Origin of the sequence: Streptomyces sp. S465 (genome assembly GCF_026898115.1) — a bacterium.
Classification (GTDB): Bacteria; Actinomycetota; Actinomycetes; order Streptomycetales; family Streptomycetaceae; genus Streptomyces; species Streptomyces luomodiensis.
Genome location: NZ_CP114036.1, coordinates 6,376,043 through 6,395,771 on the forward strand (window position 1 = coordinate 6,376,043; position 19,729 = coordinate 6,395,771).

Consider the following 19,729-nt stretch of genomic DNA (forward strand, 5'->3'; position numbering starts at 1 on the left):
GGATCCTCCCGGAGGGTCCGGTGGAGGACCGTAAGGTGCTTCGCCGCTATGTCGTCCAGCTTCGCCACGGCATCACGCGCGTCCGGCCGCCAGGCAGAGGCCCGTCGGCTCGCCCGGCTCCACTCGCCCGCGACGCCGGTACGACCACCGGGCCCCGGCCACCGCGATGACGTCCCCACGCCTCACCTTCCCCCTCCGGTCAGCGGTGCAGTCGCTCTTCCAGAGGACCAAGAAAATGGTGGCAAGGACAGAGCGCCAGTCAGCCAGGTTGTGACAGACGTTCACGTCTCCTCCGAAGCGACACATATGTGGTGGACCTCGGCTACGACTGGCCCTGCGAACCATCGCGGACGAGGCAAGCCATCTCCGACGGCGCAAGGTTCTGATGAAGCCGACGGCAGGAAGCGACTGTTTTGAAGCTGGGCCCGAGCCAGGGGACTCATCGGCTACGGCGAGAGACACGGAAGGTTGGGCGCCGAGTAGCACGTCGCGCATGACGCGCGACAGGGCATATGACAGGCCGGTCACAACGCTGCTGGTCCAGGCCCCAAAGATTCCGTCTGCCCCCTGCGCTCCGCTCTGCGGGCACTACAGTTGCGCGTGTGCGACGCGTCACATTGCGTCGTGCGTCGGGCCGTTGAGGTGTTGGCGCCTTCGTGCCTGACTCGCATCAGTTGGGGGGTACTCATGCACGAAATGGTCAAGGGGGCGAACGTGGCTCTGGCGTCCCTGAGCGAGAACGTTGGTTCGGTGATCGTCAGTCTGGGCTGGGGGAGTCCGACCGGTGAGGGTGACGCGGATGTCTCCGTCCTGTTGCTGGAGGCGAACGGCAAGGTTCGCAGCGACACCGACTTCTGCTTCTACAACAACCCGGTTGCCGCCGACGGGAGCGTGCAGTTACTGGGTAAAACGCCAACGGCAGACGGGAACGAGGACCGGATCAGCTTCGACCTGACTGCGGTTCCGACCGATGTCGACCGCATAGTCGTGGCCGCTAGCCGGTACAACGGAGCGCGCTTCGGCGAACTTGAGGAGGTGCGGCTGTCCTTGGTCGACGCGTCCGGTGAGGATCTTCTTCGCTTTGCCATCGACGGCGTCGACTCCATGAGCGCGATCATTTTTGGTGAGCTGTATCGGCGCGATGCGGAGTGGAAGTTTCGCGCCGTCGGACAGGGCTACGAAACTGGTCTCGCCGGACTGGCCACGGACTTCGGGGTCGGCATCGAGGACGACGCCGCTGCAGCAGAGGCGCAGGACAACGCTGCGATCGGGGATCAGGAGGACTTGACGGTCCTGAACTCGGTCAACGGGCCGAATCCGCAAGAAGCATTGGAAGCTGTTCCGGCTCCTCGTCGCCCCGAAGACGGTGGTAAGTCACGGAAGTCTACCGCTCGACCTCGTACAGCGAAGAAGAAGGTCACCCTGCCCAAGGCAGTCAAGAAAACCTTGGCGGAAAACGATTCCTGGAAGGCGGCCCGACTCTTTCCTGTGTCGGTACTCAAAAGCGACCGGGATCGTGAAATGCGGGCCACCTCGGTGCTGCTGTCGGTGATGGCGCAAGTGCCGGAATTCGGCCGGAGACTCACCGCAGCGTTCGGAGCACCAGCAGGCCGTATGGAGACCTTCACCGAGGTCACTCTGCCGCACGGCGACACACCGCGACGCCCCGACGGGGTGATCCGCGTCGAGCGGGCTGGCAACCTATGGACGGCCCTGGTCGAGACGAAGACCAATGGCAACGCACTGAAGGCCGATCAGGTGCAAGCGTATATGGACATCGCTGCGCGCCGTGGCTACGAGGCCGTGATCACCCTGTCGAACGACGTAGCGCTGGAGGGCAGCCCGCTCGTCGACGTCAAGATCGATGGACGGCGCAAGCACAAGGTCGCCCTCTGGCACCTTTCCTGGGCGGAAGTCGCGCATCAAGCGCAGATGCTGATCCGCCATGAGGGCGTCGGCAACGCGGCGCACGCCTGGCTGCTGCAGGAGCTGCTGTACTACCTGCAGCACGACAACTCAGGCTGCCACGGCTTCCAGAACATGGGCCCAGCCTGGGTCCCCGTACGCAACGGCATCGACGAGGAAACCCTGTGTCAGGGGGACTCGCGCGCACTGGAGGTCGTCGAGAGCTGGGAGCGCCTTATCCGGCAGGTATGTCTCCGGCTCGGTGGCGAACTGGGGCAGAAAGTACTGCCCGTGCAGCGCACCAAGCGGGGGACGGATCCAGGAGCACGCCGGAGCCGCCTCGCCGATCAACTCTGCCTCGATGGAAAACTGCAAGCGGAACTGCGCATTGAGGGAACGCCCGGCATTCTGGCTATCAATGCGGACCTTCGCACAGGCAAACTGCGCACCTCATTCGAGATATCGGCACCCGGGCAGGGCTACCCCCTGTCCTGGGCGAAACGGCTCATCCGAAGCTTGGTCGACGCACCGGCGACTACCCACATCGAAACCCTCGTCGACGGGGAGAAAGGCGGCCCGCGGGGTACCCTGGAACGGCTCCGCCCAGAGCCGGCGGACATGCTGCCAAGGGACAGCGGCACCCGCATCACCGGCTTCCGCCTGTCTTTGATTAAAAGCATGGGAAGCAGCCGCGGCAACGCCGAGTCCGGTTTCATCCGCAGCGTAGACGACGCGGTGCACCGCTTTTACTCCACCGTGGTGATCCATCTGGATCGTGCGATACCCCGCCGAGGACTGTCCAAGGCCGGGGCGGCGACGGACTGAACCGTAGCAAGCACCTTGGTCGACAGGCTGCGCGCGGCAGCCGCTGGCAGTCCCAGGCTCCTGTCGGCGGGACGGGCACGGTCATGGAGGAGTGCTGCGGGCCTCTGGACTCGTCCGGGTCCTTTCCATCTGCTCGTGCTGATCGGAGTAGATGGATGCTCCACGCTCATGCCTGCAACTGGTCTCCGGACCCCTCCTAGCCCTTCAACGCCGCATACGCCTGCACACACAAGAAATCTCGTCTGGTCGAGGGGTTCTGTGACCGGTCCGGCGTTCCGTACGTGGTTTTCCAGGTGACCCGGGGCCGTAACGCCGTCGCCTGGGCGGACTTCTCCGCGGCGCTCGCGCAGTCCCCGCTGCCCGGGGCGGAACTGGTGGCCGGACTGCACGCCGCGGACTGGGACCAGGCGCTGCGGTCCCTGGCCGTCGCTCGGCTCCATCAAGTGGCTGGACTCCCATCCCTTCGGGCCACGCGAGTACGACGCCCTGGCCTGGGACATGCTCGCGGTGCCCGGCGCCGAACCGGATACCCCGCTCGTGGCCATCTCCCGCTGCGGCATCGAGGACGATCTGCCGCTCGCGGCGCACTGGGGACCGGAAGACCTGGTCCGCGCGTGGCAGTAGCCGGGGGAGAGGCAGCCCAGAGGGCGGATGCCGGGGTCAGTTGAACAGCGGTGCCAGCATCTCCTCGCCTTCCAGGATCCGCCACGCCGGCACCCGCACCGTCCTGCCCACCTCGCACGCCTTCGCCCCGTGGCCGCCGGACGGCAGACCGATCAGCAGGTCGCCCTGGGCGTGTGTCAACCGCAGGTGCCTCGCCGGGTCCCGGCCGGGCGGCGGGCCCGTGTCGATCAGTACCGCCGTGTTCTCCCCGCCCGAGGTGAACAGCAGGTCCACCGTGTGGCCGCCGACCACAGCCGCGCGCTCCAGATCGGTGACGCCACGCTCCCCGAGGTACCGCTGGAGTCGGTCGGAGAGCTCCTCGCGGAACGCGGTTCCTGGTCCGGCCGCCCCCTGCGTACCGCCCACGGCGTCCCCCGCGCCCAAGCCGTGGTCATCACCGGCCCCCAGCAGCGCAGAGCGCCCAGCGAGCATCGCGGGGAGACCGCTCTGCCCCTGCCAGAAGGCGTGGCTGCCCACGGTGATCAGCTGCGACTTGGCCCGCGTGATCGCCACGTTCCACAGGTTGACCTGGCCGGCCACCCAGTGTGTCGTCCTCGGCGGGGTGTTGAGCGTCGCCACCGGGCTGAGCACCATCACATCGCGCTGCCCGCCCTGGAACGCGTGCACCGTCCCCACCCGCACCCGGTCGTCGTCGCGCCACACCCGCGCCAGCGCCTGCTTCTGCGCCCGGAACGGCGTCACGATGCCCACCGTCGCGCCCTGCGGCAGCCGCGCGAGCAATTCGTCCACCACCCGCCGCACGGCCCTGGCCTCCGCGTCGTTGCGCCAGGACTGTCCGTCCCCGCCCCGCGCCGACTCGCCGCCCGGCACGTCCACCCAGCCGAGCACCGGTGCCGGATCGGCCGCCCCCACCGGGTCGAGCGCCGGGACCTGCCGCCGAACGTCGGTGAGTACCTGCAACTGGCCCGCGTAGCAGTAGCCGTTGACGACATCGGCGATCCGCGGGTGGCACCGGTAGTGCTCGTCGAGCAGCAGGGCGGTGTCGCCGTGCTGTGCGGCCGCGTGGTACGCCGAGTGCACGTGGTACACGAGCCGGTGGTCCTCCAGCTGTGCCGCGCTCAGCCCGGCCCGGACCCTCGCCTGCCGCTCCTGCTGCGGCGCGATGTTGGCGATGTGGCCCAGCTGCATCGGGTCTCCGATGATCAGTGCCCCCCGGGCCCGGAAGAGCAGCGGCAGCACCGACGGTATGGAGCACTGGCTGGCCTCGTCGATGACGACAAGGTCGAACAGCTTGGGGGTGAGTTCCAGCTGCCGCACCGAGTGTGTGCTGATCGCCCACCCCTTGATGTGTGCCATCAGGTTCTGCTGGCTCTTCCGGAACCCCGAACGGCTCCGCAGCGCCTGGAGCCGCTGCCCCATCAGCCCGCGCGCCCGCGTCAGTGTCTCCGCCGACATCGCGCGTGACAGTTCGGCGGACAGCTCCGACAGCGCATCCGCTGTCTCCAGCCGCGCCTGCTTCAGCCCGCCCTCGTCCCAGCCAGTGTGCTCGGGCACGAGCTCCCGCAGCCGGCGCTCCACGGCCACCGTGTCCGCCAGGGCTTCCAGCAGCTCCGGCGGCACGGGGCGCTCGTTCGCCCACCCCGGCCACGGCGGGCCGTCGCCCTCCGGGGCTCGGACCGCCGCGACCAGCGCGGCCAGGGCCCGAGCCCTGCGCCACCCGCCCAACAGCCACCAGCGGGTCCCGGCCGCCTTCCGGGCCCTGCCCTCCCAGCGTCCCAGCACGGCCGCACTGTCCCCGGCCGCTGCCCACGCGGATCTCAGCAGCGTCAGCGGCAGCTCCAGCGCGGCGGCTCGTTCTTCCCGCTCCCGGAGCAGGTCCAGCAGGCGCTCCTCCTCACTCACACGGCGTTCCGCCTCCTCCCGCTGCCCGATGGCCCGCGCACGGGTGTTGCGCAGCTCCCCGCCCACGGTCGCCGAACCCCGCCGCGGGGCCTTTACGGGCTCACCGAGCAGCCGCTCCAGCTTCTCAGCCTCCTCCTTCAACGCCTTCGCGTTGCCTGTCCGCATCATGAGCCCCGGCGCGATGTCGTCGCAGCGCTTGGCGACGACGTCCACCGCCTCGTTGTTCGTGGACGCGACCAGCACGGACTGTCCGGCGGCGACACAAGTGGTGACGGTGGCCGTGACCACCTCACTTTTGCCCGTGCCGGGCGGTCCCGTGGCCACTGTCAGCGCCCGCGTCATCGCCGAGGAGACCACCAGCTCCTGACTCTCGTTGCACGGCCCCGGCGCCACCACGACGGCCTGGGAGTCCGCTCCCGCCTCACCGCCGCTCAGCAGCGCTTCCAAGGCGGTGCCGGGGATCTGGCCGGTCCGTGTCGACATCTGCAGCAGGTTGTCCACCAGCCCCTGCGTCGCGTTCGCCTCCACACCCGACGGCACGAGCAGGACGGCCGCGTTGTGCGCGCCGGGCCGCAGAGCTTGATCCACCGTTCGCTCGCTGAGCGCAGACGGATCGAGCGGCTCCAGCTCCGGCAACTTCAGTTCCTCCAGCAACTGCCGCACGGCCCGGAGCATCTGCGCGTCGTTGCCCTCCTGCCAGGTCGGCTGCCAGCCGGCGACGAGGTCGGCCGCGTCGTCAGCCTCCAGCAGTTCCGAGACGACACCGGTGTGGAGGGACGGCACCCCGGTCGGCCGGAGTACGTCCTGGCCGTTCTCGTCCGGTGCGAGTTCCATCTGCTGGATCAGCAGCGGCGCGATCGTCACGGACGTACGTCGCCCCCGACCGCCTCCCTCGCGTACGGGGAGCGTGACGGCCGGATAGCCGTACCAGTACTCCTGCTGCGATCCCGCGTCGCCGTCGCCCCGGCCCGGCCGGGCCTGTGGCCTGGGGAGTTGCCCGGGTGCCTGGAAGGTCGAACCCCGCCCCGACTGGATGACCTCCTCACCCCTGCCCAGCAAGAAGTACCCCGAATTCCGCTCGCTGTCGCGGTCGGGCAGCATCCCGGCCGCCGCCTCGGCGGTGAGGCACTGCACGTAGTAGCGCAGCAGCCGCTGCCAGTCCACGCCGTCCCGCGCGTCCACCGCCGCCAGTTCCCGGGCCTTCAGCAGGGCGGGGGACTGCCGCGCCGCCTCCGTCGCGTCACGCGGCGGCGTCGGGAGGTGGACGGGTCGCGCCACGGACAGCGCGAAAGGCAGGCTTCGCGTGGCCCGGAACGTGGACTTGGTGGGGCGCTGTCCCTGGGGCACGCCCTTGCGCGTCATCTGCGCCGTCAGGTACTCGAACAGGTCGTCCGGAGTGATCCAGCCGCCGCCTTTGATCAGTCCGTTCCGCAGCCCCTCCACGATCTCACCGGTGAACCGGGACGTGCCGAGTGTGGACCCGGGCGGCGCCATCGCGGAGGCGGACTGCAGCGCGTCGGACGCGGTGATGAAGTACACGCCGGTCGGCCGCAGCAGCGTGCTGGGCGCGGGCCGCTCATCGGCGTCGCCCGGGGCGCCCTTGGCGGTCCAGCCCTGGACGACGGAGCCGCTGGAGCAGCAGTCCAGCAACACGAGCTTCGACGGGGCACGGCAGGACTGGAGCACCCGCTCCAGGAACTCCGCCGGTACGGCTGTGCCCGGCAGGTCGTCGGGGTCCGCGTCCCGGGTGAGGAAGTACAGCTGGTTGTCGTCCTCGCAGAATTCGCCGTGCCCGCTGAAGTACAGCAGGGCCGTTTCGCTCGGCTGCCGCTCCTCCAGGAACGTCTCCACGGCGTGCAGCATCTCGGCGCGGGTCGGCTCTGCGACCATCGCGCAGTCGTTGTACATGCCGATCTCGGTGTTCTCCAACACCGCCCGCATGTAATGCAGGTCGGCACGGACGGGCGGGAGATCGGGGTAGGCGTCGCTGTCGTATGTCGAGACGCCGACGAGCATGGCGTACCGGTCGTTGTCGGTCATACGCGCTCAGCCCGCCGCCGTCGTGTCGCCGTCGTCCCCCTCGCGGCCGTCGGCGGGTTCGCCGCCACCGGCGAGGAACCGCTCGATCCGCTCGTCGTCCTCGCGCGCCTCCTTGCCGGTGATCTGGAGGGTCGCGCCGTCGGGCCGCCTGGCGACGATCGTCCGCTGCGGCACGCGGGCCAGCCAGATCTGCACCGCGGCCGCGACCAGTGAGCCGGCGCTGATCAGCACCCCGACCGTGTCGACGGACAGCCCGCCCTTGTCCATGCCTCCGAGCTTCGTGTCCTCGGGCGCGCGCTGCCGGGGGATGTCCAGGGCCGCGCCCGGATCGGTGTCGGCGATCTCGGCAAGGAGCTCACGCGCTTCCTTGCGGGCGCGCAACGGGTCCTCGTCGACGATGGAGATCCGGTATCCGGTCGGGTCGTTGGGCGCGGTGGTCACGGTGCGTCCCCCCTGGGCTTCCGTGGTGTGGTCGGGCCGCGTGGGCGGGCCCACACGGAGCGCACGAGGTTAGTCCTCAGGACTGACAACGGGCGCGTCCATTACCGAAAACCGCTGGTCCTTGGCGCGAAAGCGGCTGGCTGATGGCGGGTACGCGTCCCTCAGCGGAGGCGCAGGCTCGGCCCATACGATCTTCCACGGTCCGCTTTCGCGTGGGGCGACCGCCCAACGGGTAGCCAATGGGGCGACTGTGGGAGGCCCCGGCCGGACTCGACGTCGTTCGGCGGCGATCTCGTCGGGCGTCGGGTGCCGCGCTTTGGGACTCGGACCGACGTGCGGCCCATCGCCTCGTGCGGCTGGGGAGGGAGCGGCTGACTTCGGCGGCGGTCGCCGGCTACATCGCGAAGTACGCCACCAGGGGTGCCGAGTCGGCTGGTGCGGCGGACCGTCGCATCCATCACGCGCGAGACCTGGCCACGCTGCCCGTACGGGACCACACCCACGAAGACGCGTCGGTACTCGAGACCACGCTGACCGCACTGCGTCAGGCACGGGCCGAGCACCGCTGGGCCACTGGCGATGGCGGGCGTGGCTACAGTCCGGAGGCGGCCTCGTGGCTGCTCTTCGGTCCGGGAGGGCGGTGACGGTCATGGCGCGTGAGAAAGCAGAACTTCTCACCGTTCGGCAAGTGCTGGAGGAAGCGGATGGGTTCCGGACAGGTGATGGGGCTGATAGGGAGCGCGGTGAGTATTCGGCAACTGACCTCAGGAATGTGGAAACGGATGTACCGAATCTTCGGATCGTCCCTTGCGATGACGTCCTTGAACAGACTCGCGCTCGATTCCGGAGGTCGTAGCTGCCCGTGTTGTCCCGGGGCGAGCGCTGAAGTCGCTTGGTTCTAGGCCTTCTCTTTCGGATCACTCTCACGAGCGTGCGATAGGTTGCCCGCCATGACCGGACTCGGACCCGTCGCCTGGCCACCCGCCCCGATAAGGACCGAACGGCTCATGCTCCGCGAGTCCGAGGCCCGGGACCGTGCGGCGTTCATCGAGCTGTTCGCATCACCAGAGGTGCGCACCTACCTCGGTGGCCCTCGACCGCGTGAGGAGCTCGAACGCGCGGTGCCTGAGGTACCCGGGCGACGCCCTGGCCTTTTCGTGGTCGATCTCGACGGAGCGATGATCGGCACGATCACGCTCGATCGCCGCGATGCGGAACGCCCGGGTCACGTCCGTCCGGATGCCGGGGAGGCCGAGCTCGGTTACATGTTCCTGCCGGAGGCATGGGGACGCGGGTACGCCGCCGAAGCGTGCGCAGCGGCACTCGACTGGTTCGCCCACGCACTTCCCGGTGAGCCGGTGGTGCTCTGTACCCAGACCGCCAACGATCGCGCGATGCGCCTCGCGGCGAAGCTAGGGTTCACCGAGGTGGAGCGGTTCGAGGAGTACGGCGCCGAGCAGTGGTTCGGCGTATGGTCCTCGGTCACGTCGTCCGGCTGAGCCCAGGCCGTCGAGCCGGGCCCAAGCCATGTTGCCAAGCCTGCTCAGGCGCCTCATGGGGCTGTGTTCGGCGGCGTCCGGTTACGCATACGCGAAGACCCCGCATCCAGCGACCTGGCTGGTGGCGGGGTCTTTCGGCACCTCGTGCGAGGTGCCCCCGGCAGGATTCGAACCTGCGCACACGGCTCCGGAGGCCGTTGCTCTATCCCCTGAGCTACGGGGGCTTGTCGCTGTTGTTTGCGGCGACGGGTAGAACCCTACCAGCTCGCTCGGGGTGGTCATGAACGCTTATCGGGAGCCGGCGGTCGGGGGAGGGGAGGTGGGGGTGCGGAGGGGCGTATACCGCATATGGAGGGCGGGGCGCAGGAGTCTTGGGGAAAGGTCCCCCGCACGTGGTGGAAGTGGGGAAAACCCGGACGCAGCCGCTGCTGCGCGCCTACTCTTCAGGATGTGCCTGGCTTGTCCGGCCGGGTCCTTGTCGTCGACGACAACAAGGTCATCCGGCAGCTGATCAGGGTCAACCTCGAGCTGGAGGGCTTCGAGGTCGTGACCGCGGCCGATGGTGCCGAGTGCCTGGAGATCGTTCACCAGGTGCGGCCCGATGTGATCACTCTCGATGTCGTGATGCCCAGACTCGATGGGCTGCATACGGCATCGCGGTTGCGTGCTGATGCTCGAACGTGTCATGTGCCCGTCGCGATCATCAGTGCGTGTACGAAGTACGAGATGGACAGCGGGAAGGCGCTGGGCGTCGATGCCTTCCTCGCGAAACCCTTCGAGCCCGTCGATCTCGTCGAGCTCGTGCGGAGGCTGATGAGGCAGGGTGCGGCCGGTGCAGCGGCGCCCGACGATGCCGAGCCGGTCGTGGGGCCCACCGGGTAGTGGGGGTGGGCCCCGGCCCCGTCCGGCCCCGTGCCGCGTGCTCGCCCGGCCCGGCTCCGTGCCGCGTGTGTCCGTCCGGCCCCGTGCCGCGTGTGCTCGTCCGGCTCGACCCCGCGTCGCGTGTGCTCGTCCGGCTCGGCCCCGTGCTGCGTGTGTCCGTCCGGCCCCGTGCCGCGTGTGCTCGCTGGGCCCTCGCGCCGCGTCTACTCGTCCGGCCCCGCGCCGCGTGCGCTCGTCCGGCCCCGTGCCGTGTGTGCCCGTCCGGCTCCGCACCGCGTCTGCTCGTCCGGCCCCGCGCTGCGTGTGCCCGTCCGGCTCAGCCCCGTGCTGCGTGTGCCCGTCCAGCCTCCGCGCCGCCCGGTCCGGCCCCGTGCCGCGGGTGCTCGTCCGATGGGCGAAACCGGTTCGCTTGTCCACCCCCCTCCTCCCATACGCTTGTCCCGTGACTCCCGCCCAGCTCTCCCGCACTGTGCTGCACACCGTGCGTCGTGCCGTCGAGGACGACGAGCTGTGCGTTGCCGTGCCGGAGCGGGTGAAGGTGCGGACTCCGCCTCGGCCCGGGTGTGGGGATTACGCCACCAATGTTGCTCTCCAGCTGGCCGGCGCTCATGGTGAGGCGCTCGTCATCGCCGAGGTTCTGCGGCGGCGGCTCGTCCGTACGCCCGGGATCGCTCGCGTCGACATCGCCGAACCCGGGTTTCTCAACATCACCCTTGACGCCACCTCCCATGCTCAGCTCGTGCGGGACGTCCTCTCCCAGGGGCTCCGCTACGGGCACGGTGACGCGCTCGCGGGGGTCTCCGTTCCCGTCGGGTCCAGTGATGAGGTGCGGGCCGCGCTGGTCGGGCATGTGGTGCGGGGGCTCGTCGCGGCCGCCGGGGGAGTCGTCGTCCGGGGGGACGGGCCTGTTGTGCGGGCCGTTCCGGTCTCCGGGCGTGATCTGCTCACCTCGCTCGGGTCCGACGCCGCCCGCTGGGCGCTGCTCCGGCCCGCGGCCCACGATCTGCCCGATCTCGACCCCGCCCGCCTCCTCTCCCAGCGCGAGGACAACCCCCTTTTCCGGGTGCGGTACGCCCATGCCCGTGTTCGTGGCCTGGTGAGGAACGGTCGGCAGTTCGGCATCACGCCCGGCCCCGGCGCCTACCACCACCCCGCCGAGACCGCCCTCCTCGCCCTCCTCGCCGACCATCCCCGCACCGTCGCCGCTGCCGCCCGGCATCGTGCGCCTGACCAGCTCGTGCGGCATCTTGTCGCTACCGCCGACAGTTTTTTCCGGTTCCATGACGTCTGTCCGCCCCTCCCGTCCGGCGAGGTCAAACCCTCGGCCGCCCACCGTTCCCGGCTGGCCCTTGCCGAGGCCGTCGGGGTGGTGCTCGCCGGCGGCCTGCATCTGCTCGGCATCAGCGCACCCGCCCACCTGTAAGACCTTGTCTGCACGACTCAGAGAGACAGCGAAGACAGCATGAGCCGTTCCGCCCACCCCGCCGGGCCCCGTCACGCCGATGTCCTGCCCGAGGGGCACTACGCCGCGCCGCCCGCCGATCTCAATCAGCTCGACCCGCGCGTGTGGTCCCGTACGGTCGGCCGGAACGCCGACGGTGTCGCGACCGTCGGCGGGGTCGACGTCAAGACGCTCGCCGAGGAGTTCGGGACCCCTGGCTACTTCCTCGACGAGGCCGACTTCCGGGCCCGCTGCCGGGCCTGGCGGGAGGCGTTCGGGGAGGACGCCGACGTCTTCTACGCCGGGAAGGCGTTCCTCTCCCGCGCCGTCGTGCGCTGGCTGAACGAGGAGGGGCTCAACCTCGACGTGTGTTCCGGTGGGGAGCTGGCCACCGCGCTCGCCGCCGGGATGCCCGCCGAGCGGATCGCGATGCACGGGAACAACAAGACCGTCCACGAGATCGAGCGGGCCGTGGCGGCGGGCGTCGGGCGGATCGTGCTCGACTCGTTCCAGGAGATCGCGCGGGTCGCGCACATCGCCCAGCGGCTCGGCAGGCGGCAGCCGGTGCAGATCCGGGTCACCGTCGGTGTCGAGGCCCATACGCACGAGTTCATCGCGACCGCCCACGAGGACCAGAAGTTCGGCATTCCGCTCGCCGGCGGGCTGGCCGCGGAGGCCGTGCGGCGGGCGCTGAAGCTGGACGGGCTGGAGCTCATCGGGATTCACTCGCACATCGGGTCGCAGATCTTCGACACGTCCGGGTTCGAGGTCGCGGCCCACCGCGTCGTGGGGCTGCTCAAGGAGATCCGGGACGAGCACGGCGTCGAGCTGCCCGAGATCGACCTCGGTGGCGGCCTCGGCATCGCGTACACCCCGGAGGACGACCCCCGCGAGCCGCAGGAGATCGCCAAGGCGCTGCGCGACATCGTCCACCGGGAGTGCGAGACGGCCGGGCTCGCGGTGCCGCGGCTGTCGGTCGAGCCGGGGCGGGCCATCGTCGGGCCGACCACCTTCACCCTGTACGAGGTGGGCACGGTCAAGGAGCTGCCGGGGCTGCGGACGTACGTCAGCGTCGACGGCGGGATGTCGGACAACATCCGCACCGCGCTCTACGACGCGGATTACACCGTGGCGCTGGTCTCCCGTGACTCCACCGCCGAGCCGATGCTCTCCCGCGTCGTCGGCAAGCACTGCGAGTCCGGCGACATCGTGGTACGGGACGCCTTCCTGCCCGCCGATCTGGCGCCCGGCGATCTGATCGCCGTGCCCGCCACCGGCGCGTACTGCCGCTCGATGGCGAGCAACTACAACCACGCGCTCCGTCCGCCCGTCGTCGCCGTGGGTGACGGACAGGCGCGCGAGATCGTCCGGCGCGAGACGGAGGAAGATCTCCTGCGGCTCGATGTCGGCTAGCGAGAAATGGATCTCGGATACTGGACCCGGGATAGGAAATCCCGTCCAGTGCATGAGACTGGTGCACTAACGCGCCGATGCACTAACGCGATGGATGAGAAACGAGGTCGGATGATGCGTACGCGTCCGCTGAAAGTGGCGCTGCTGGGCTGTGGAGTGGTCGGCTCAGAGGTGGCGCGCATCATGACGACGCACGCGGACGACCTCGCGGCGCGCATCGGGGCCCCGGTCGAGCTGGCCGGGATCGCCGTGCGGCGTCCCGGCCGGGTCCGCGAAGGGGTGCCCGCGAAGCTGGTGACCACCGACGCCATGGCGCTGGTCAAGCGCGAGGACATCGATGTGGTGGTCGAGGTCATCGGCGGCATCGAGCCCGCCCGTACCCTGATCACCACCGCCTTCGACCACGGGGCGAGCGTGGTGTCCGCGAACAAGGCGCTGGTCGCCCAGGACGGCGCGGCGCTGCACGCGGCCGCCGAGCGGCGCCGGGCGGACCTCTACTACGAGGCCGCCGTCGCGGGGGCGATCCCGCTGGTACGGCCGCTGCGCGAGTCGCTCGCGGGCGACAAGGTCAACCGCGTCCTCGGCATCGTCAACGGCACCACCAACTTCATCCTCGACCGGATGGACGGAAGCGGCGCCGGCTACAGCGAGGCGCTGGACGAGGCCACGGCCCTGGGCTATGCCGAGGCCGACCCGACCGCCGACGTGGAGGGCTTCGACGCCGCCGCGAAGGCCGCGATCCTCGCCGGGATCGCCTTCCACACCCGGGTCACCCTCGACGATGTGCACCGCGAGGGCATCACCGAGGTGACCGCCGCCGACATCGCCTCCGCCAAGCGCATGGGCTGCACCGTCAAGCTGCTCGCCATCTGTGAGCGGGCCGCCGACGGCCGGTCGGTCACCGCGCGGGTGCACCCGGCGATGATTCCACTGAGCCACCCCCTGGCCTCCGTCCGGGAGGCGTACAACGCGGTCTTCGTGGAGGCCGAGGCCGCGGGTCAGCTGATGTTCTACGGACCGGGCGCGGGCGGTTCGCCGACCGCCTCGGCCGTTCTCGGCGACCTCGTCGCCGCCTGCCGCAACAAGCTGGCGGGGGCCACCGGACCCGGGGAGTCCGCCTACAGCCGGCTCCCGGTGAGCCCCATGGGCGATGTGATCACGCGATACCACATCAGCCTGGATGTCGCCGACAAACCGGGAGTTCTGGCGCAGGTCGCCACAGTCTTCGCCGAGCACGGCGTGTCCATCGATACGGTCCGCCAACAGGGGAAGGACGGCGAGGCGTCCCTCGTCGTGGTGACCCACCAGGCGAGCGACGCCGCGCTGTCGACGACCGTGGAGGCGCTCCGCCGGCTCGACACCGTCCGCGATGTCGCGAGCATCATGCGGGTCGAGGGCGAGTAGCGGCCGCAATGGCCCCGCGGAGGCCGAACAGAGGGTGAGCGGAGAGTAAGGAAGATCATGAACGCAATCGCCGACGCCGGGCCTCGAATGTCCGGCACCCGTCAGTGGCACGGCTGGCGGGGCATCATCGAGGAGTACCGCGACCGCCTCCCGGTCAGCGGGACGACCCCCGTCGTCACCCTGCGCGAGGGCGGTACGCCGCTGGTGCCCGCGCAGGTGCTCTCCGAGCGCACCGGCTGCGAGGTCCACCTCAAGGTCGAGGGCGCCAACCCCACCGGGTCGTTCAAGGACCGGGGGATGACGATGGCCATCAGCGCGGCCAAGGAGGCCGGCGCCAAGGCCGTCATCTGCGCCTCCACCGGCAACACCTCGGCCTCGGCGGCGGCGTACGCCGTACGGGCCGGGATGGTCTGCGCGGTGCTGGTCCCACAGGGCAAGATCGCGCTGGGCAAGATGGGCCAGGCCCTGGTGCACGGCTCGAAGATCCTCCAGGTCGACGGCAACTTCGACGACTGTCTGACGCTGGCCCGCGGGCTGTCCGAGAAGTACCCGGTGGCGCTGGTCAATTCGGTCAACCCGGCCCGTATCCAGGGGCAGAAGACCGCCTCCTTCGAGATCGTGGACATGCTCGGGGACGCGCCCGACATCCATGTGCTGCCGGTCGGCAACGCGGGCAACATCACCGCCTACTGGAAGGGCTACAAGGAGTACGCGGCGCCCTTCGGGGACGAGGCGCCGCGCGCCTCCCACACGCCCCGGATGTGGGGGTTCCAGGCGTCCGGCGCGGCGCCGATCGTGCGCGGTGAGCCGGTCAAGGAGCCGAGCACCATCGCGACCGCCATCCGCATCGGCAACCCGGCCTCCTGGACTTTCGCCGAGCAGGCCCGTGACGAGTCCGGCGGCCTCATCGACGAGGTGACCGACCGTCAGATCCTCGCGGCCTACCGGCTGCTCGCCGCGCAGGAGGGCGTTTTCGTGGAGCCGGCCTCCGCGGCGAGCGTGGCGGGCCTGCTGAAGGCGGCCGAGCAGGGGCTGGTCGACCCGGGCCAGCGCATCGTCTGCACAGTGACCGGGAACGGGCTCAAGGACCCGGACTGGGCGGTGGCGGGTGCGCCGCAGCCGGTCGTCGTCCCGGTCGACGCGGACGCCGCGGCCGTACGGCTCGGGCTGGTCTGACCCCGGCCCAGGTCCGACCCCCACCGGTCTGACCACCGGTCTGGCCCCGCCCCAACCTTGGCCCGACCCCGGCCCTGGTCGGACCCGATCCCCGGCTCCGGTCCCGGCTCCGCGCCGGGGCCGGGACCTGGTGCGACGGGGGTTTCAGCGGGCCGTGGGCCCCGGCTCGCCGAGCCCTCTCCGCGGTCCCCCGGCCCCGGCTCGCCCAGCCCTCCGCGGTCCGTCGTCGGTGCCGGCTCGGTGAGCCCCCCGTGCTCCTCCTCGCCTGTTTCCGGCAACTTTCCGGAAGATTCGTCTAAAGATCCACTCAAGTGGTGGCGGAGAAGCGCGAGGGCGCGCGGGACGCTCCAGTAGAGTGGTCGCGGATGACGGCAGGGAGCGCGACACGCATCGTGCGCCTCCCGTGCGCCCTATGTCGCCACAGAACCTTCCTTCGATAGGCTGTACTGAATCCGCCCCGACGCAGAGCACTCGCCTCTGCGCGGCGTCGCGTACGTGTCGCGGCCCCCGCGGTGTTCCGTACCTCTTCGAGCAACCCCACGTAGACACAAGGAGAGTCATCGAGCGATGGCCGGTCCAGCGTTCCGCGCCGCCGCCGTCCGAGTGCGCGTCCCCGCTTCGAGTGCCAACCTCGGTCCCGGCTTCGACGCCCTCGGTCTGGCCCTGGGTCTCTACGACGACGTGGTGGTCCGGGTCGCCGACTCCGGTCTGCACATCGATATCGCCGGCGAGGGCGCGGAGACGCTTCCGCGCGACGAGAACCATCTGCTCGTACGCTCCCTGCGCACCACCTTCGACCTGCTGGGCGGGCAGCCGCGCGGGCTCGAGGTGGTCTGCGCCAACCGCATTCCGCACGGCCGGGGCCTGGGCTCCTCCTCCGCCGCCATCTGCGCCGGGATCGTCGCCGCGCGCGCGGTGACCATAGGCGGCGCCGAGCGGCTCGGCGAAGAGGCGATGCTGGAGCTGGCCACCGAGATCGAGGGCCACCCCGACAATGTCGCCGCCTGTCTGCTCGGCGGCTTCACCCTCGCCTGGACGGACGCGGGGTCCGCTCGGGCGATCAGGATGGACCCCGCGGATTCCATCGTTCCGGTGGTCTTCGTACCCGGCCGGCCGGTGCTCACCGAGACCGCCCGCGGACTGCTGCCGCGGACCGTCCCGCATGTGGACGCCGCGGTCAACGCGGGCCGGGCCGCGCTGCTCGTCGAGGCCCTGACCAGGCGTCCCGAGCTGCTGCTCGCGGCGACGGAGGACCGGCTGCACCAGGAATACCGTGCTCCGGCGATGCCCGAGAGCGTGAGCCTGGTGAACCGACTGCGGGCGGACGGCGTCCCCGCGGTCATCTCCGGTGCGGGCCCCACGGTGCTCGCGCTGGTCGAGGACGGTGCGGCCGACAAGGTCGCACGACTGGCGGGCGAGGGGTGGGCGGCCAACCGGCTGGCTCTCGACGCCGGGGGGGCGAGCGTCCTGCCGCTCACCTGACACCGCGGTCCGGGGCGCCCCGGACCCGGGAAAACTCGATAGCCGGTCTTGGAGAGGGGGAATGTTTGTTGGATCCGGTAGTGTTAATCTCAAGTCCGCACTTGATGTCTCTTGGATGTCCGCAGAGGCTGAGTGCTCAGTGTCCCCATCCGGGACCACCCTTCTTCCGGGAGCCTCCCACACTGCCTGAGCAGCCTGCCTGAGCAGTATCGAGCACGCTCCGGAATCGGCGTGGCGGATCTCAGTGAACTCCCCGTCGCGTCGGAACCATGAATTGATCTCTCCGCCGTACTCCGGCGGACCACCGCCCCGGCCCGGTCCGTAACGGAAGGACCACAGCCGGACAGCACAACCGGTCGCCGAGCCAGACAGGCCGACGCCCGCTCCAGGGAAGGACCCTTCGTGAGCGACACCACCGATCTGATGGGCGTGAACGCCTCCGGCACCTCCGACAGCGGTGTCGGGAACAACGCTGCGCCCGCTACGGACGCTTCCGCGCCCGCCACCGGTGCTGCCACTGGCGCTGCCCCGCGGCGACGCCGCTCGGGCACCGGCCTTGACGCCATGGTCCTGGCCGAGCTCCAGCAGCTCGCCTCGAGCCTTGGCATCAGGGGCACCGCACGGATGCGCAAAGGCCAGCTGATCGAGGTCATCAAGGAGAAGCAGGCCGCGGGCTCCGGCTCCGCCCAGGGCTCCGAGACCGCCCCGTCCGACGCGGAGGGGGTGACCAAGCCGAAGCGCCGTGCCACCTCCCGGGCCCGTACGGGCGATGCCGCCGAGGAGAAGGGCGGCAGCGCCAAGTCCTCGAAGGCCGCCGGGAAGGCGGAGAAGGCCGACACGGCCGACGGGGCCGAGAAGGCCGTCGCGCAAGCGCAGATCGAGATCCCGGGCCAGCCCGGTGAGCCCGCCGCCGATGAGCAGCCGGCCGGTGAGCGCCGCCGCCGCCGGGCCACCGCGCCCGCCGCCACCCCGGCCGAGTCCGGGGGCACGGCCACCGCCGTCGAGACCAAGACGGAGGCGCGTAACGACGCCGCCGCCAAGACCGAGACCCGGGCCGAGCCCAAGGGCGACGCGAAGGCCGAGGCCGCCGCCGACACCGCCGAGGGCAAGGGCTCCCGGGGCGGTGACCGCCAGGACCGCCAGGAGCGTGGCCAGAAGGGTGACCGCCGGGAGCGCCAGCGCGACCGCGGGGACCGCCGTGGCAAGGGCGACGACGGCCAGCAGGGCGGTGGCCGTCAGCAGCGCGACGGGCGCGGCCAGGGCCAGCAGCGCGCCGACGAGGGCGACGACGAGTTCGAGGGCGGCCGCCGCGGCCGCCGTGGCCGCTACCGCGACCGCCGTGGCCGCCGGGGCCGCGACGACTTCGGCAATGAGCCGCAGCTGTCCGAGGACGATGTGCTGATCCCGGTCGCGGGCATCCTCGACATCCTCGACAACTACGCGTTCATCCGGACCTCCGGCTACCTCCCGGGCCCCAACGACGTGTACGTCTCGCTCGCGCAGGTCCGCAAGAACGGTCTGCGCAAGGGCGACCACGTCACCGGCGCGGTCCGCCAGCCGCGTGAGGGCGAGCGCCGCGAGAAGTTCAACGCGCTGGTCCGGCTGGACTCGGTCAACGGCATGGCGCCCGAAACCGGCCGCGGGCGGCCGGAGTTCGGCAAGCTGACGCCGCTTTACCCGCAGGACCGGCTGCGTCTGGAGACCGAGGCCGGCGGGCTGACGACCCGGATCATCGACCTGGTCGCGCCGATCGGCAAGGGCCAGCGCGGTCTGATCGTGGCCCCGCCGAAGACCGGTAAGACCATGATCATGCAGGCGATCGCCAACGCGATCACCCGCAACAGCCCCGAGTGCCACCTGATGGTCGTCCTCGTCGACGAGCGGCCGGAAGAGGTCACCGACATGCAGCGGTCGGTCAAGGGCGAGGTCATCTCCTCGACCTTCGACCGCCCGGCCGAGGACCACACCACCGTCGCGGAGCTGGCGATCGAGCGGGCCAAGCGCCTGGTCGAGCTGGGCCATGACGTGGTCGTCCTGCTGGACTCGATCACCCGCCTGGGCCGCGCCTACAACCTGGCGGCGCCCGCCTCCGGCCGCATCCTGTCCGGTGGTGTCGACTCGACCGCGCTCTACCCGCCGAAGAAGTTCTTCGGCGCCGCGCGGAACATCGAGGACGGCGGCTCGCTGACCATCCTGGCCACCGCGCTGGTCGAGACCGGCTCGCGCATGGACGAGGTGATCTTCGAGGAGTTCAAGGGCACCGGCAACATGGAGCTCAAGCTCGACCGGAAGCTCGCCGACAAGCGGATCTTCCCGGCGGTGGACGTCGACCCGTCCAGCACCCGCAAGGAGGAGATCCTGCTGGCGCCGGAGGAGCTGAACATCGTCTGGAAGCTCCGCCGGGTGCTGCACGCGCTCGACTCCCAGCAGGCCATCGAGCTGCTGCTGGACAAGATGAAGCAGACGAAGTCGAACGCCGAGTTCCTGATGCAGATCGCCAAGACCACGCCCACTCCGGGCAACGGCGACTGACCGGACACCTCGCGTCACACCAAGGGCCTTCCCGCCGTCCGGCGGGAAGGCCCTTCGTCCTGAATCGCCAGGGTACGGGTGAGATCCGCACCACAGCGGCCGGTCCCGTCACGGACCGGCCGCTGTGGTGTTATCACCCGCGAAAGCGCAGGTCAGAGCGGTA

General features: G+C 70.3%; 13 protein-coding genes and 1 tRNA gene. 11 read left to right on the forward strand and 3 right to left on the reverse strand.

Annotation, left to right across the window (positions count from 1 at the left end; all coding sequences use genetic code 11):
- The first annotated feature begins 687 nt into the window (after positions 1 to 687).
- Together N6H00_RS27055 and N6H00_RS27060 are read left to right on the forward strand one after the other, a co-directional pair.
- Complete coding sequence (locus N6H00_RS27055) at positions 688 to 2,730, forward strand: TerD family protein (protein WP_268974426.1); 2,043 nt, start codon at positions 688 to 690, stop codon at positions 2,728 to 2,730.
- Positions 2,731 to 3,228: 498 nt separating this feature from the next.
- On the forward strand, positions 3,229 to 3,354 hold the full coding sequence (locus N6H00_RS27060) for a hypothetical protein (protein ID WP_268974427.1): 126 nt from the start codon (positions 3,229 to 3,231) through the stop codon (positions 3,352 to 3,354).
- 36 nt (positions 3,355 to 3,390) lie between these two features.
- Here the strand turns inward: N6H00_RS27060 and N6H00_RS27065 are convergent, their stop codons facing one another.
- Both N6H00_RS27065 and N6H00_RS27070 read right to left on the reverse strand, forming a co-directional pair.
- The gene (locus tag N6H00_RS27065) at positions 3,391 to 7,296 is read right to left on the reverse strand and encodes a caspase, EACC1-associated type (RefSeq protein WP_268974428.1); all 3,906 of its coding nucleotides are present in this window, start codon (positions 7,294 to 7,296) and stop codon (positions 3,391 to 3,393) included.
- Positions 7,297 to 7,302: 6 nt separating this feature from the next.
- Positions 7,303 to 7,737 (reverse strand): effector-associated constant component EACC1, encoded by a 435-nt coding sequence (locus N6H00_RS27070; RefSeq protein ID WP_268974429.1) that lies wholly within the window; start codon positions 7,735 to 7,737, stop codon positions 7,303 to 7,305.
- A 350-nt stretch (positions 7,738 to 8,087) separates the two neighbouring features.
- Here N6H00_RS27070 and N6H00_RS27075 point away from each other — a divergent pair, with 350 nt between their 5' ends.
- Both N6H00_RS27075 and N6H00_RS27080 read left to right on the forward strand, forming a co-directional pair.
- Complete coding sequence (locus N6H00_RS27075; RefSeq protein WP_268974431.1) at positions 8,088 to 8,381, forward strand: replication initiator; 294 nt, start codon at positions 8,088 to 8,090, stop codon at positions 8,379 to 8,381.
- A 306-nt stretch (positions 8,382 to 8,687) separates the two neighbouring features.
- Positions 8,688 to 9,236: a GNAT family N-acetyltransferase gene (locus N6H00_RS27080; RefSeq protein WP_268977129.1), complete on the forward strand. Its 549-nt coding sequence runs from the start codon at positions 8,688 to 8,690 to the stop codon at positions 9,234 to 9,236.
- Positions 9,237 to 9,388: 152 nt separating this feature from the next.
- On the opposite strand, the gene N6H00_RS27085 is transcribed toward N6H00_RS27080, so the two are convergent.
- Positions 9,389 to 9,460, reverse strand: a tRNA-Arg gene (locus tag N6H00_RS27085).
- 226 nt (positions 9,461 to 9,686) lie between these two features.
- Here N6H00_RS27085 and N6H00_RS27090 point away from each other — a divergent pair.
- The 7 genes from N6H00_RS27090 to rho all read left to right on the forward strand — a co-directional run bounded on the left by N6H00_RS27090 (position 9,687) and on the right by rho (position 19,566).
- Positions 9,687 to 10,118 carry a response regulator gene (locus N6H00_RS27090; protein WP_268974432.1) on the forward strand — a complete coding sequence of 144 codons (432 nt, stop codon included), beginning with the start codon at positions 9,687 to 9,689 and terminating at the stop codon, positions 10,116 to 10,118.
- A gap of 442 nt (positions 10,119 to 10,560) precedes the next feature.
- A complete protein-coding gene (nrtL, locus tag N6H00_RS27095) occupies positions 10,561 to 11,541 on the forward strand; it encodes an ArgS-related anticodon-binding protein NrtL (protein ID WP_268974433.1) in 981 nt (326 codons plus the stop codon).
- Positions 11,542 to 11,580: 39 nt separating this feature from the next.
- Positions 11,581 to 12,972, forward strand: coding sequence for a diaminopimelate decarboxylase (gene lysA / locus N6H00_RS27100; RefSeq protein ID WP_268974434.1), 1,392 nt, complete (start codon positions 11,581 to 11,583; stop codon positions 12,970 to 12,972).
- Between the two features lie 111 nt (positions 12,973 to 13,083).
- The gene (locus N6H00_RS27105) at positions 13,084 to 14,376 is read left to right on the forward strand and encodes a homoserine dehydrogenase (RefSeq protein ID WP_268974435.1); all 1,293 of its coding nucleotides are present in this window, start codon (positions 13,084 to 13,086) and stop codon (positions 14,374 to 14,376) included.
- 87 nt (positions 14,377 to 14,463) lie between these two features.
- Positions 14,464 to 15,552 (forward strand): threonine synthase, encoded by a 1,089-nt coding sequence (thrC, locus tag N6H00_RS27110; protein ID WP_268977131.1) that lies wholly within the window; start codon positions 14,464 to 14,466, stop codon positions 15,550 to 15,552.
- A 567-nt stretch (positions 15,553 to 16,119) separates the two neighbouring features.
- Positions 16,120 to 17,034, forward strand: a complete 915-nt coding sequence (thrB, locus tag N6H00_RS27115; protein ID WP_268974436.1) for a homoserine kinase — start codon at positions 16,120 to 16,122, stop codon at positions 17,032 to 17,034.
- Positions 17,035 to 17,436: 402 nt separating this feature from the next.
- The gene (gene rho, locus N6H00_RS27120) at positions 17,437 to 19,566 is read left to right on the forward strand and encodes a transcription termination factor Rho (RefSeq protein ID WP_268974437.1); all 2,130 of its coding nucleotides are present in this window, start codon (positions 17,437 to 17,439) and stop codon (positions 19,564 to 19,566) included.
- Positions 19,567 to 19,729 lie beyond the last annotated feature (163 nt).

Coding starts and splice junctions, on each gene's coding strand:
- N6H00_RS27105 (WP_268974435.1), top strand. CDS start 13,084: ATGATGCGTACGCGTCCGCTGAAAGTGGCGCTGCTGGGCTGTGGAGTG.
- N6H00_RS27060 (WP_268974427.1), top strand. CDS start 3,229: ATGCTCGCGGTGCCCGGCGCCGAACCGGATACCCCGCTCGTGGCCATC.
- thrC (WP_268977131.1), top strand. CDS start 14,464: ATGTCCGGCACCCGTCAGTGGCACGGCTGGCGGGGCATCATCGAGGAG.
- thrB (WP_268974436.1), top strand. CDS start 16,120: ATGGCCGGTCCAGCGTTCCGCGCCGCCGCCGTCCGAGTGCGCGTCCCC.
- N6H00_RS27055 (WP_268974426.1), top strand. CDS start 688: ATGCACGAAATGGTCAAGGGGGCGAACGTGGCTCTGGCGTCCCTGAGC.
- N6H00_RS27080 (WP_268977129.1), top strand. CDS start 8,688: ATGACCGGACTCGGACCCGTCGCCTGGCCACCCGCCCCGATAAGGACC.
- lysA (WP_268974434.1), top strand. CDS start 11,581: ATGAGCCGTTCCGCCCACCCCGCCGGGCCCCGTCACGCCGATGTCCTG.
- N6H00_RS27065 (WP_268974428.1), bottom strand. CDS start 7,296: ATGACCGACAACGACCGGTACGCCATGCTCGTCGGCGTCTCGACATAC.